At 61.8% G+C, this 14,511-nt stretch carries 8 protein-coding genes and 1 pseudogene; 8 read left to right on the top strand and 1 reads right to left on the bottom strand.

Annotated elements, in window-relative coordinates; translation table 11 throughout:
* Positions 1 to 72 precede the first annotated feature (72 nt).
* From AC19YX_RS11010 to AC19YX_RS10975, 8 genes and pseudogenes are all read left to right on the top strand, one after another.
* Positions 73 to 1,695 (top strand): annotated as a pseudogene (locus AC19YX_RS11010) (type IV pilus secretin PilQ); the annotation flags it as partial.
* 4 nt (positions 1,696 to 1,699) lie between these two features.
* Positions 1,700 to 2,218: a shikimate kinase AroK gene (gene aroK / locus AC19YX_RS11005; protein WP_078469456.1), complete on the top strand. Its 519-nt coding sequence runs from the start codon at positions 1,700 to 1,702 to the stop codon at positions 2,216 to 2,218.
* Positions 2,219 to 2,366: 148 nt separating this feature from the next.
* Positions 2,367 to 3,467 carry a 3-dehydroquinate synthase gene (aroB, locus tag AC19YX_RS11000; protein WP_500606241.1) on the top strand — a complete coding sequence of 367 codons (1,101 nt, stop codon included), beginning with the start codon at positions 2,367 to 2,369 and terminating at the stop codon, positions 3,465 to 3,467.
* A 10-nt stretch (positions 3,468 to 3,477) separates the two neighbouring features.
* Positions 3,478 to 5,058, top strand: coding sequence for an AAA family ATPase (locus AC19YX_RS10995; RefSeq protein ID WP_201129131.1), 1,581 nt, complete (start codon positions 3,478 to 3,480; stop codon positions 5,056 to 5,058).
* Positions 5,059 to 5,409: 351 nt separating this feature from the next.
* Positions 5,410 to 9,858: a glutamate synthase large subunit gene (gene gltB / locus AC19YX_RS10990; protein ID WP_078469459.1), complete on the top strand. Its 4,449-nt coding sequence runs from the start codon at positions 5,410 to 5,412 to the stop codon at positions 9,856 to 9,858.
* Positions 9,859 to 9,982: 124 nt separating this feature from the next.
* A complete protein-coding gene (locus AC19YX_RS10985; protein WP_078469460.1) occupies positions 9,983 to 11,401 on the top strand; it encodes an FAD-dependent oxidoreductase in 1,419 nt (472 codons plus the stop codon).
* 189 nt (positions 11,402 to 11,590) lie between these two features.
* Positions 11,591 to 12,658, top strand: a complete 1,068-nt coding sequence (gene hemE / locus AC19YX_RS10980) for a uroporphyrinogen decarboxylase (protein WP_500606240.1) — start codon at positions 11,591 to 11,593, stop codon at positions 12,656 to 12,658.
* 133 nt (positions 12,659 to 12,791) lie between these two features.
* A complete protein-coding gene (locus AC19YX_RS10975; RefSeq protein WP_078469462.1) occupies positions 12,792 to 13,139 on the top strand; it encodes a YgiW/YdeI family stress tolerance OB fold protein in 348 nt (115 codons plus the stop codon).
* 94 nt (positions 13,140 to 13,233) lie between these two features.
* Here the strand turns inward: AC19YX_RS10975 and AC19YX_RS10970 are convergent, their stop codons facing one another.
* Positions 13,234 to 14,469 carry an MFS transporter gene (locus tag AC19YX_RS10970; RefSeq protein ID WP_500606378.1) on the bottom strand — a complete coding sequence of 412 codons (1,236 nt, stop codon included), beginning with the start codon at positions 14,467 to 14,469 and terminating at the stop codon, positions 13,234 to 13,236.
* Positions 14,470 to 14,511 lie beyond the last annotated feature (42 nt).

Here is a 14,511-nt window from a genome sequence, read left to right as displayed (position 1 = left end):
ACCGCGCTATGGATAGCGCTGCTGTCGCCCATGGCCTTCGCTGCCAGCCCCAAGACCCAGGATGCCTCCGCCCAGGGGCGCGCCATCAACAGCCTGGATTTCCAGCGTGGCGATCGTGGCGAAGGCAATGTGCAGATCCGCTTGTCCGACCCGGGCATCAGCGCGGACGTCCAGCGCCAGGACGGCAAGATCGTCCTCAGGTTCAGCCGGGTCCAATTGCCCGAGCGGCAGCGTGTGCGCCTCGACGTCAAGGATTTCGCCACCCCGGTGCAGTTCGTCAACGCCACGGCCAAAGCCGATCAGGTGACCATCAGCATCGACGCCGGCGGCGAATTTGATTTTTCGACCTATCAGACCGACCGTCTGCTGACGGTCAGCGTTCGTCCCCTGAATGATAAAGACCGGCAAAAACGTGCAGCGACGCCAGCCTACAGCGGTGAAAAGCTGTCGCTGAATTTCCAGAACATCGAAGTGCGTTCCGTGTTGCAACTGATCGCCGATTTCACCGGGCTCAACCTGGTGGCCAGCGATACGGTGCAGGGCGGCATTACCTTGCGCCTGCAAAATGTGCCCTGGGATCAGGCGCTGGACCTGGTGCTCAAGACCAAGGGGCTGGACCAGCGCAAGATCGGCAACGTGCTGCTGGTGGCGCCGGCGGATGAAATCGCCGCCCGTGAACGCCAGGAACTGGAGTCGCAGAAGCAGCTGGAAGACCTGGCGCCGCTGCGTCGGGAACTGTTGCAGGTCAACTACGCCAAGGCGGCGGATATTGCCAAGCTGTTCCAGTCGGTCACCAGCGTTGAAGAAAAGGCCGACGAACGAGGCTCGATCACGGTCGATGACCGGACCAACAACATCATTGCCTACCAGACCCAGGAGCGCCTCGACGAGCTGCGGCGGATCGTGGCGCAGCTGGATATCCCGGTGCGCCAGGTAATGATCGAGGCGCGCATCGTCGAAGCCAACGTCGACTACGACAAAAGCCTGGGCGTGCGCTGGGGTGGCTCGGTGCAGAACCAGGGCAACTGGAATGCCTCCGGGGTACAGAACGGTGCCAATGGTTCGTCGACCATCGGCACGCCGGGCAGCACCAGCAGCAACGCGCCCTTCGTCGACCTGGGGGCGGTGGCCAACACCTCGGGGATCGGCATCGCCTACATCACCGATAACGTGCTGCTCGACCTGGAGCTGACCGCCATGGAAAAGACCGGCAACGGGGAAATTGTCTCGCAACCCAAGGTGGTCACTTCCGACAAGGAAACCGCCAAGATCCTCAAGGGCACCGAGATTCCCTACCAGGAGGCCAGCTCCAGCGGCGCCACCTCGGTGGCGTTCAAGGAGGCCTCGTTATCGCTGGAGGTGACGCCGCAGATCACCCCGGACAACCGCATCATCATGGAGGTCAAGGTCACCAAGGATGAGCCGGACTACCTCAACAGGGTTCAGGATGTGCCGCCCATCAGGAAAAACGAGGTCAACGCCAAGGTTCTGGTCAACGACGGGGTGACGATCGTCATCGGTGGGGTTTTCTCGAATACGCAAAGCAAGGTTGTAGATAAAGTGCCATTTCTTGGCGATGTGCCGTATCTTGGCCGCCTTTTCCGGCGTGACGTGGTGTCGGAGAAAAAATCCGAGCTGCTGGTATTTCTCACTCCGCGTATCATGAATAACCAGGCGATTGCTGTGAGTCGTTGATTCTGTGCGAAATTTGATTCTTGTTGGGCCGATGGGGGCTGGAAAAAGCACCATCGGTCGCTTGCTGGCCAAAGAGCTGCGCCTGCCATTCAAAGATTCCGATAAGGAAATTGAACTGCGCACGGGCGCCAATATCCCGTGGATCTTCGATAAGGAAGGCGAGCCCGGCTTTCGTGACCGCGAGCAGGCGATGATTGCCGAACTCTGTGGATCCGACGGCGTGGTTCTGGCCACCGGCGGCGGCGCGGTCATGCGTGAAGCCAATCGTCGAGCCCTGCACGAAGGCGGGCGCGTGGTCTATCTGCATGCTTCGGTGGAGCAGCAGGTGGGGCGTACCGCACGGGACCGCAACCGTCCGCTGCTACGCACTGCCGACCCGGCGAAAACCCTTCGCGACCTGCTGACGATCCGCGACCCGCTTTATCGGGAAATCGCCGATCTGGTGGTGGAAACCGATGAGCGGCCGCCGCGAATGGTGGTTCTGGACATACTGGAGCGCTTGCAGCAGCTTCCTCCCCGTTAATGCGCCGAGCGAAATGCGCTATCCTCGGCGTCGCGCTTTGACCGCCTGAGGTCGTGGCGTAGAGCCATCAGAGAGCGTCAGAACACCAGGCAATGCCAGCCGTTTATACAGGGCTCGGCGCCTGCTTCCATCTTCACTGTGGGGACACATGCAGACACTTAAGGTCGACCTGGGCGAGCGCAGCTACCCGATTCATATTGGCGAAGGTTTGTTGGATCAACCTGAGCTGCTGGTACCGCATATCGCCGGGCGGCAAGTGGCGATCATTTCCAATGAAACTGTCGCGCCGCTGTACCTTGAGCGTCTGACCCGCAGCCTCGGGCAGTTTTCCGTGATCTCGGTGATTCTTCCGGATGGCGAAGCCTTCAAGAACTGGGAAACCCTGCAGCTGATTTTCGACGGCCTGCTGACCGCGCGGCATGATCGGCGGACCACCGTCATCGCCCTGGGTGGCGGGGTTATCGGCGATATGGCCGGTTTTGCCGCAGCTTGCTATCAGCGCGGTGTCGACTTCATCCAGATTCCCACCACCCTGCTGTCGCAAGTGGATTCCTCGGTCGGCGGCAAGACCGGAATCAACCATCCGCTGGGCAAGAACATGGTTGGGGCGTTCTATCAGCCCAATGTGGTGCTGATCGATACCACCAGTCTCAACACCTTGCCGCCGCGCGAGCTATCGGCAGGCCTGGCGGAAGTGATCAAGTACGGGCTGATCTGCGATGAGCCGTTTCTCACCTGGCTTGAAGAAAACGTCGACCGGCTGCGAGCTCTGGACCAACAAGCGCTGACTTACGCCATCGAACGCTCCTGCGCGGCCAAGGCGGCCGTGGTCGGCGCCGACGAACGTGAGTCCGGTGTACGCGCCACGCTCAACCTGGGCCACACCTTTGGCCACGCCATCGAAACCCACATGGGTTATGGCGTATGGCTGCATGGCGAGGCGGTGGCTGCGGGCACCGTCATGGCCCTCGAAATGTCCGCGCGCCTGGGCTGGATTTCCGCCCAGGAACGCGACCGCGGCATTCGCCTGTTCCAGCGCGCTGGCTTGCCGGTCATCCCCCCTGAAGAGATGACCGAAGCGGATTTTCTCGAACATATGGCAATTGACAAGAAAGTGATCGACGGTCGTTTGCGTCTGGTGCTATTGCGCCGCATGGGCGAAGCCGTAGTGACCGACGATTATCCGAAAGAGGTTTTACAGGCCACGCTGGGAGCGGATTACCGCGTTCTGGCTCAGCTTAAAGGTTAATAAGATCCCCATGACTAGTTTGCACGCCGACGAGGCTTTCCTCGGCCATTACCAGTTAAGCCACGACCCTTTTGCACCGCGGGTCCCTGGTTTCAAATTTTTCCCTGCCCAACGCAAACCGGTGTTGGGCCAGTTGCATCACCTGGCGCGTTATAGCCAGTTGTTGCTGGTGGTTACCGGCCCCCAAGGCAGTGGCAAGACCCTGTTGCGCCAGGCCCTGGTGGCCAGCACCAACAAACAATCGGTGCAGAGCGTGGTGGTTTCCGCCCGTGGCGCCGGCGACGCGGCCGGCGTGTTGCGCCAGGTGGCGCAGGCGTTGAATGTGGCCCAGGCCGAGGTCGGGCCGATCCTGTCCCAGGTGGTGCAACTGGCACTGACTGGCCAGGAAGTCTATCTGCTGGTGGATGATGCCGAGCAACTCGACGAGTCAGCCCTGGAAGCCTTGCTGGCCCTGGCCGCTGGCGCGCCGGAAGGTCGGCCACATGTGTTCCTGTTTGGCGAGTCGTCGCTGATTGCCGCCCTGGAGCAATTGAGCACCGAGGAAGAGCGCTTCCACGTCATCGAATTGCAGCCCTACAGCGAAGAAGAAACCCGCGAATACCTGGCCCAGCGTCTTGAGGGGGCAGGCCAGGGGATCGAACTTTTCTCTGCGGATCAGATCACTGATATTCACGAAAGCTCCGATGGCTGGCCTGGCAACATCAACCAGGTCGCTCGCGATGCAATGATCGAAGCCATGATTGCCAGCCGCTCAGCGGTCAAGCGTCCAAGTATGGGGTTCAACATGCCGAAGAAACACGTATTGGCGATATCCGCAGTAGTGGTTGTCGCGGTGGCCGCTGCCTGGTTGATGCCGGGTCGCAGCAAAGCGCCGGCGACCGGCGCACCTGCTACTGAACAAGCGCAGCTGCCCCTGGGGCAGAAACCGACACCTAACAGTGGTGGAAGCCCGGCGGTCGAATTCGCCGGCTCTTCGCAGCCAATGCCGCTGCCGCTGGTAGGCCAGTCGCAACCGGTCATGCGCGGCCCTCTGGCCGAGGCGGCAGGTGGCATCAGCGAAGGCGACGATGGCGTGCCGGTCGAAGGCTCCAGCGCCACGCCACCGACCGTGACCACCACCGCGCCGCCTAGCGGCATGGCAGCGGGCCCGGCGCCGACTCCGGCCGCGCGTCCGACCCCGGCACCGACCCAGGTCGCCACCGCCAAACCTGCTGCCAAGCCCGCAGAGAAACCGGTCGCCGCCGCCAAACCGGCTGCGCCTGCCAAACCTGTCGAGAAACCAGTGGTGGTGGCCAAGGCCGCCGGTGGCAGTTGGTACGCCGGCCAGGCGCCGGGCAACTACGTGGTGCAGATCCTCGGCACCAGCTCGGAAACCGCAGCCCAGAGCTTCGTCAAGGAGCAGGGTGGCGAGTACCGTTATTTCAAGAAAGTCCTCAACGGCAAGCCGCTTTACGTGATCACTTACGGCAACTTCTCCAGCCGTGATGCAGCTGTAAACGCCATCAAAGCCTTGCCAGCGAAGGTTCAGGCTGGTAAACCTTGGCCTCGCACTGTCGCCAGCGTCCAACAAGAACTGGCAACAACTCGCTGAAGATTCGGCGGCCTTACCCAGGCCGCCTCTCCCGGCACCTCAAAAAAAATCACACGGGCATGCTGCCTTCCAGGCCGCGTGCCTTGTGGTGTCTGCGTCACAGTGGCTTTTGAGTCGTAGCGGTCAACATTAAAAATATTTTGACTAGCACAGCGTATCGCTTTAAACCTTTCATAAATGCGACATAGATTTGCGACATTTCGTCGCCAAATTTGTGAGCGTCTGTGTCGGTGTGTACAATGACCTCCCTTTTGCCCCCGCAAAGCTGGCGTACGTTCGGCGCGGATGGTAACGGGTTGAATTGAAAAGAAATTTGCCTCGAACAAGAGGCAGCCTGGTGAGAAAGTGTCTATGAAAGCAGGTCTGTACCAACCAGATGAATTCAAGGATAACTGTGGTTTCGGCCTGATAGCCCATATGCAGGGCGAACCCAGTCATACCCTGTTGCAAACGGCCATTGAGGCCCTGACCTGCATGACCCACCGCGGTGGGATCAACGCAGACGGCAAGACCGGCGACGGTTGCGGTCTGCTGATGCAAAAGCCCGATCTGTTCCTGCGCGCCATCGCCAAGGAACACTTCGGCAATGACCTGCCCAAGCAGTACGCCGTGGGCATGGTGTTCTTCAACCAGGATCCGGTAAAAGCCCAGGCTGCTCGCGAGAACATGAACCGCGAGATCCTGGCTGCCGGCCTGCAATTGATCGGCTGGCGCAAAGTGCCAATCGATACCAGCGTGCTCGGCCGCCTGGCCCTGGAGCGCCTGCCGCAGATCGAACAAGTGTTTATCGGTGGCGAGTCCTTGAGCGATCAGGATTTCGCGATCAAGCTGTTCAGCTCCCGTCGTCGCTCCTCGGTGGCCAACGCCGCCGACACCGACCACTACATCTGCAGCTTTTCCCACAAGACCATCATCTATAAAGGCCTGATGATGCCGGCCGACCTGGCCGCCTTCTATCCAGACCTAGGTGACCCGCGCCTGCAAACCGCGATCTGCGTGTTCCACCAGCGCTTCTCCACCAACACCCTGCCGAAATGGCCGCTGGCCCAGCCATTCCGCTTCCTCGCCCACAACGGCGAGATCAACACCATCACCGGCAACCGCAACTGGGCCCAGGCCCGTCGCACCAAGTTCGCCAACGACCTGATCCCGGATCTCGAAGAGCTCGGCCCGCTGGTCAACCGCGTGGGTTCCGACTCTTCCAGCATGGACAACATGCTGGAGCTGATGGTCACCGGCGGCATCGACCTGTTCCGTGGCGTGCGGATGATCATTCCGCCAGCGTGGCAGAACGTCGAGACCATGGACCCGGACCTGCGTGCGTTCTACGAGTACAACTCGATGCACATGGAGCCGTGGGACGGTCCGGCCGGCGTGGTCATGACCGACGGCCGTTATGCCGTGTGCCTGCTCGACCGTAACGGTCTGCGCCCGGCGCGCTGGGTCACCACCAAGAACGGTTTCATCACCCTGGCTTCGGAAATCGGTGTCTGGAACTACCAGCCTGAAGACGTGATCGCCAAGGGCCGTGTCGGCCCGGGTCAGATCTTTGCCGTGGACACCGAAACCGGGCAGATCCTCGACACCGACGCCATCGATAACCGCTTGAAGTCCCGCCATCCGTACAAGCAATGGCTGCGCAAGAACGCCCTGCGTATCCAGGCGACCATGGAAGACAACGACCACGGTTCGGCTTTCTACGATGTCGACCAGCTCAAGCAGTACATGAAGATGTACCAGGTCACGTTCGAAGAGCGCGACCAGGTGCTGCGTCCACTGGGCGAGCAGGGCTACGAAGCGGTCGGCTCCATGGGCGACGATACGCCGATGGCCGTGCTGTCCCAGCGTGTGCGCACGCCGTACGACTATTTCCGCCAGCAGTTCGCCCAGGTCACCAACCCGCCGATCGACCCGCTGCGTGAAGCCATCGTCATGTCGCTGGAGATCTGCCTCGGTGCCGAGCGCAATATCTTCCAGGAGTCGCCGGAACACGCCTCGCGCGTGATCCTCAGCTCGCCGGTCATTTCCCCGGCCAAGTGGCGTTCGCTGATGAACCTCGACCGCCCGGGCTTCGAGCGTCAGATCATCGATCTGAACTACGACGAAAGCCTTGGCCTGGAAGCGGCGATCCGCAACGTGGCCGATCAGGCTGAAGAAGCCGTGCGCTCCGGCCGCACCCAGATCGTCCTCAGCGACCGTCATATCGCACCGGGCAAGCTGCCGATCCACGCCTCCCTGGCCACTGGCGCGGTGCACCACCGCCTGACCGAAAAGGGCCTGCGTTGCGACTCCAACATCCTGGTCGAGACCGCCACTGCCCGCGATCCGCACCACTTCGCGGTATTGATCGGTTTTGGCGCTTCGGCGGTCTACCCGTTCCTGGCCTACGAAGTGCTGGGCGATCTGATCCGCACCGGTGAAGTGCTGGGCGACCTCTACGAGGTGTTCAAGAACTACCGCAAGGGCATCACCAAGGGCCTGCTCAAGATCCTGTCGAAAATGGGTATCTCGACCATCACTTCGTACCGCGGTGCGCAGTTGTTCGAGGCCATCGGCCTGTCTGAGGAAGTCTGTGAGCTGAGCTTCCGTGGCGTACCGAGCCGCATCAAGGGTGCGCGCTTTGTCGACATCGAAGCCGAGCAGAAAGCCCTGGCAGCCGAAGCCTGGAGCCCGCGCAAGGCCATCCAGCAGGGCGGTTTGCTGAAGTTCGTCCACGGTGGCGAGTACCACGCTTACAACCCGGACGTGGTCAACACTCTGCAGGCCGCTGTGCAGCAGGGCGACTACGCCAAGTTCAAGGAATACACGGCGCTGGTGGACAACCGCCCGGTGTCGATGATCCGCGACCTGTTCAAGGTCAAGGTCCTGGATACCGCGCTCGACCTCAGCGAAGTCGAGCCCCTGGAGTCGGTGCTCAAGCGCTTCGATTCCGCCGGGATCTCCCTCGGCGCACTGTCGCCCGAGGCCCACGAAGCCCTGGCCGAAGCCATGAACCGCCTGGGTGCGCGTTCCAACTCCGGTGAAGGCGGCGAAGACCCGGCGCGTTACGGCACCATCAAGAGCTCGAAAATCAAGCAAGTGGCCACCGGTCGTTTTGGTGTCACCCCGGAGTACCTGGTCAACGCCGAAGTGCTGCAGATCAAGGTGGCCCAGGGTGCCAAGCCCGGTGAGGGCGGCCAGCTGCCAGGCGGCAAGGTCAACGGCCTGATCGCCAAGCTGCGCTATGCGGTTCCGGGCGTGACCCTGATCTCGCCACCGCCGCACCACGACATCTATTCCATCGAAGACTTGTCGCAGCTGATTTTCGACCTGAAACAGGTCAATCCCCAGGCGCTGGTCTCGGTCAAGCTGGTGGCGGAAGCCGGCGTTGGCACCATCGCCGCTGGCGTGGCCAAGGCCTATGCCGACCTGATCACCATCTCCGGCTACGACGGCGGCACCGGCGCTTCGCCGCTGACGTCGATCAAGTACGCGGGCGCTCCGTGGGAGCTGGGCCTGGCGGAAACCCACCAGACCCTGCGCGGCAACGACCTGCGCGGCAAGGTCCGGGTGCAGACCGACGGCGGCCTGAAAACTGGCCTCGACGTGATCAAGGCCGCGATCCTCGGCGCCGAAAGCTTCGGCTTCGGCACCGCGCCAATGATCGCCCTGGGCTGCAAATACCTGCGCATCTGCCACCTGAACAACTGCGCCACCGGCGTGGCGACGCAGAACGAGAAACTGCGCAAGGATCACTACATCGGCACCGTCGACATGGTGGTGAACTTCTTCACCTACGTCGCCGAAGAAACCCGCGAGTGGCTGGCCAAGCTCGGCGTGCGCTCCCTCGAAGAGCTGATTGGGCGTACCGATCTGCTGGAAATCCTCGAAGGCCAGACCGCCAAGCAGCAACACCTGGACCTGACGCCGTTGCTGGGCAGTGATCACATTCCGGCCGACAAACCGCAGTTCTGCCAGGTGGACCGCAATCCGCCGTTCGACAAAGGCCTGCTGGCCGAGAAGATGGTCGACATGGCGAGGTCGGCCATCAACGACCTCAGCGGCGCCGATTTTGCCCTGGATATCTGTAACTGCGACCGTTCGATCGGTGCGCGGATCTCCGGTGAAATCGCCAAGCTCCACGGCAACCAGGGCATGGCCAAGGCGCCGATCACGTTCCGCTTCAAGGGCACCGCAGGCCAGAGCTTCGGCGTATGGAACGCCGGTGGCTTGAACATGTACCTGGAAGGCGACGCCAACGATTACGTGGGCAAGGGCATGACCGGCGGCAAGCTGGTGATCGTTCCGCCCAAAGGCAGCGTGTACAAGACCCAGGACAGCGCGATTATCGGCAACACCTGCCTGTACGGCGCCACTGGCGGCAAGCTGTTTGCCGCAGGTACGGCCGGCGAGCGGTTCGCGGTGCGCAACTCCGGTGCCCACACCGTGGTTGAAGGCACGGGCGATCACTGCTGCGAATACATGACCGGTGGTTTCGTCTGCGTACTGGGCAAGACCGGTTACAACTTCGGCTCAGGCATGACCGGCGGGTTCGCCTACGTGCTCGACCAGGACAACACCTTCGTTGACCGGGTCAACCACGAACTGGTGGAAATCCAGCGGATCAGCGGCGAAGCGATGGAGGCCTATCGCAGCCACCTGCAACGTGTGCTGGACGAGTACGTCGCGGAAACCGACAGCGAGTGGGGGCGTAACCTTGCCGAGAACCTCGATGACTACTTGCGTCGTTTCTGGCTGGTCAAACCCAAGGCGGCGAGCTTGAAATCTCTGCTCACCAGTACTCGTGCCAACCCGCAATAACGACGCAGCTGCAAGCGGCAAGCTTCAAGCCGCAAGTTAACAGCAGTGCGCGATATGCCTGCACACGTGATTGTCTTGCAGCTTGAAGCTTGTAGCTTCGAGCTGCTGCTAAGAGGTTTTGATAATGGCCGAACGTCTGAATAACGACTTCCAATTCATCGAAGTCGGGCGTAAAGACCCGAAGAAGAAACTGTTGCGTCAACGCAAGAAAGAGTTCGTGGAAATCTACGAACCGTTCAAACCCCAGCATTCGGCCGACCAGGCCCATCGCTGCCTGGGTTGCGGCAACCCGTATTGCGAATGGAAGTGCCCGGTGCACAACTTCATTCCCAACTGGCTGAAGTTGGTGGCCGAGGGCAACATCCTCCAGGCCGCCGAGCTGTCGCACCAGACCAATACCCTGCCGGAAGTCTGCGGCCGCGTTTGCCCCCAGGACCGGCTGTGCGAGGGTGCCTGCACCCTTAACGACGGTTTTGGCGCGGTGACCATCGGTTCGGTGGAGAAGTACATCACCGACACCGCCTTCGCCATGGGCTGGCGTCCGGACATGTCCAAGGTCAAGCCGACCGGCAAGCGCGTCGCGATCATCGGCGCCGGCCCGGCAGGCCTGGGCTGTGCCGACGTTCTGGTGCGCGGCGGCGTGACCCCGGTGGTGTTCGACAAGAACCCGGAAATCGGCGGCCTGCTGACCTTCGGCATCCCCGAGTTCAAACTGGAAAAGACCGTGCTGAGCAATCGCCGCGAAGTCTTCACCGGCATGGGTATCGAGTTCCGCCTCAACACCGAGGTGGGCAAGGACGTGACCATGGAGCAACTGCTCGCCGAATACGATGCCGTGTTCATGGGCATGGGCACCTATACCTACATGAAAGGCGGTTTTGCCGGTGAAGACCTGCCAGGCGTGCATGACGCGCTCGATTTCCTGATCGCCAACGTCAACCGCAACCTGGGCTTTGAAAAGTCGCCGGAAGATTTCGTCGATATGAAAGGCAAGAGGGTAGTGGTCCTGGGCGGCGGCGACACGGCGATGGACTGCAACCGCACGTCGATCCGTCAGGGCGCCAAGTCGGTGACCTGCGCCTATCGTCGTGACGAAGCGAACATGCCGGGCTCGCGCAAGGAAGTGAAAAACGCCAAGGAAGAAGGGGTGAAGTTCCTCTACAACCGCCAGCCGATCGCCATTGTCGGCGAAGACAAGGTCGAAGGCGTGAAGGTGGTCGAGACCCGTCTCGGCGCGCCGGATGCCCGTGGCCGCCGCAGCCCCGAGCCGATCCCGGGTTCCGAAGAGATCATTCCGGCCGACGCCGTGGTCATCGCCTTCGGTTTCCGCCCGAGCCCGGCACCCTGGTTCGAGCAGTTCAGCATCCAGACCGACAGCCAGGGCCGCGTCGTGGCTCCGGAACAGGCCCAGTACAAACACCAGACCAGCAACCCGAAAATCTTCGCCGGTGGCGATATGGTGCGCGGTTCTGACCTGGTGGTGACGGCGATCTTCGAAGGGCGCAATGCGGCCGAAGGGATCCTCGATTACCTGGGCGTCTGACGACGCCAGCGGCAAGCTGCAAGCGGCAAGTCAGAGGCGATACAGTCTCTCTCTTGAAGCTTGCGCTTGCAGCTTGCAGCTGCTCCCCTCTGTGACAAATTGCCCCCATAGACATAAAGAAACGGCTCTTGCCGTGCCTTTTGCGTCGCGCTCTGAGAAAATGCCCCCACTTTTTTTCCGGATGCCGACATGACTGCCCTGAAGAACGACCGTTTCCTTCGTGCCCTGCTCAAGCAACCCGTAGACGTCACCCCGGTGTGGATGATGCGTCAGGCTGGGCGCTACCTGCCTGAATACCGCGCCAGCCGTGCCAAGGCCGGTGACTTCATGAGCCTGTGCATGAACCCGGAGTTCGCTTGCGAAGTCACGATGCAGCCTCTGGACCGCTATCCGCAGCTGGATGCGGCGATTCTGTTCTCCGACATCCTGACCATCCCCGACGCCATGGGCCAAGGCCTGTATTTTGAAACCGGCGAAGGTCCGCGCTTCAAGAAAGTCGTCAGCACCCTGGCCGATATCGAAGCCCTGCCGATTCCGGATCCGCACAAGGACCTGGGTTATGTGATGGATGCGGTCAGCACCATTCGTCGCGAGCTCAATGGCCGTGTACCGCTGATCGGTTTCTCCGGCAGCCCTTGGACCCTGGCGACTTACATGGTCGAAGGCGGCTCGTCGAAAGACTTCCGCAAATCCAAAGCCATGCTTTACGAAAACCCTCAAGCCATGCACTTGCTGCTGGACAAGCTCGCGCAGTCGGTGACGTCCTACCTCAATGGCCAGATCATGGCCGGCGCGCAAGCGGTGCAGATCTTCGACAGCTGGGGCGGCAGCCTCTCGGCGGCGGCCTACCAGGAGTTCTCCCTGGCCTATATGCGCAAGATCGTCAGCGGCCTGATCCGCGAGCACGAGGGGCGCAAGGTTCCGGTGATCCTGTTCACCAAAGGCGGCGGCCTGTGGCTGGAAAGCATCGCCGACGCTGGCGCTGATGCCCTGGGCCTGGACTGGACCTGCGATATCGGCAACGCCCGTGAGCGCGTCGGCAACAAAGTCGCCCTGCAAGGCAACATGGACCCGACCGTGCTCTACGCCAACTCGGAAGCGATCCGCACTGAAGTCGGGCGCATTCTCGCCAGCTACGGCAAAGGCAGCGGCCACGTGTTCAACCTCGGCCACGGCATCACCCCGGAAGTCGATCCGGAACACGCCGGCGCCTTCCTGCGTGCGGTGCATGAGCTGTCGGCGCAGTACCACGAGTAAGCGTCATCCGCTAAAAAACGCCCGGCCAGTGCCGGGCTTTTTTATGGGCGGGGTAAACCGATCGGTGGATTAAGTTTCAATTCAGCATCACTGGTTAACCTGGCTCCATCGAAACCCACACTGGATCACTGCCATGAAAACCCGTTACCTCGTTCTGCTGCTTGCTCCGCTGTTCAGCACCGCTGCTCTGGCTGTCGGTTACACCGGCCCGGGCGCGCACGCGGTCACCACCGTTGCCGCGGCCAACGACGCCGCAGACGACACGCCGGTGGTATTGCAGGGCCACGTGACCAAGAAGTTGAACAATGACGACAAGTACGAATTCAAGGATGCCAGCGGCACCATCACCGTCGAGATCGATGACGAGGACCTGCCGCCCGTGGCGTTCAACGAAAAGACCCGGGTCAAACTGACCGGTGAAGTCGAGAAGAGCCTGATGAAGCGCGAGATCGATGTCGACCTGGTGGAAATCGTCCAGTAACTCGGCCCACCTTCTCAGATGCAGTTGCCCATGCCGGCGATCGGGTCCTGGCGCTCTACGCGCCGAACCCGATCGCCGGCAGGGGCGTTTCAGATCACTGGGTGGCCAGTGGCGGCAGTTTCGACAGCTTCATGGCAATCAGCAGCGCGCCCACCAGCAACGCCCCGATAAACAGCCCGATCCCATTCCAGCCCCCCAGATGCCAGAACACCCCGCCGGCGGTGCCGGCGATGCTGGAGCCGGCGTAGTAGCTGAACAGGTACAGCGACGAGGCCTGGCCCTTGGCCTTGAGGGCGCGGCGGCCGATCCAGCTGCTGGCCACCGAGTGCGCGCCGAAGAAGCCGAAGGTGAACAGCAGCATGCCCGCCAGTACCAGCGCCAGGGGTTGCAGCAAGGTCAGGGCGATGCCCGCCAGCATCAGCACGATGGTGCCCCAGAGCACGCGGCGACGGCCGAGTCGGTCGGCCAGGGCGCCGATTTTTGCCGAGCTGTAGATACCCGACAGGTAAACCACCGACAGCAGGCCGACCAGCGCCTGGCTCATGTGATAGGGCTCGGCCAGCAGGCGGTACCCGATGTAGTTGAACAGGGTCACAAAGGCCCCCATCAGCAGGAAACCTTCAAGGAACAACCAGGGCAGGCCGGCGTCGCGAAAGTGCATGGTGAAGCCGTCCAGCAGGCTGCGCGGGTGCAGCGAGCGGGCGCGGAAGTTGCGTGATTCGGGGAGGATCTTCCAGAACACCGCCGCCGCGATCAGGGACAACCCGCCGATCACCAGCATCGCTGTGTGCCAGCTGACGAAGTCGATCAGGACCCCGACGATCAGCCGCCCGCTCATGCCGCCGATGGCGTTGCCGCCGATGTACAGGCCCATGGCCAGACCGATGTGCTGCGGGTGGATCTCTTCGCTCAGGTAGGTCATGGCCACCGCCGCCAGGCCGCTCAGCGACAGCCCCACCAGCGCGCGCATCACCAGCACTCCCTGCCAGCTTGGCATCAGGGCGCTGGCCATGGTGCAGGCGGCCGCGGCCAGCAGCGCCGCGACCATCACCGGCTTGCGGCCGACGCGGTCGGAGATCGGGCCGGTGATAAGCAAGCCGACCGCCAGCATGCCGGTGGCAACGGACAGGATCAGGCTGCTCTGGGCCGCATTGATGGAAAACTCTTTGGACAGCAGCGGCATCATCGGTTGCACGCAGTACAGCAGGGCAAAGGTGGCGAAGCCGCCGGCAAACAGGGCCAGCACGGTACGCATGAACATCGGCGTGCCGTGTTCGATGTAAATGTCACTGCGCAAAGGGAGAACGTCGTCGAGGGCGGGAGCGGGTATTTCTTGGGCAAGTGGAGCAACGGCAGATTTCACGGGGACCTC

Source organism: Pseudomonas sp. MF09150, from assembly GCF_059862355.1.
This window is presented reverse-complemented; position numbering and strand designations above follow the sequence as displayed.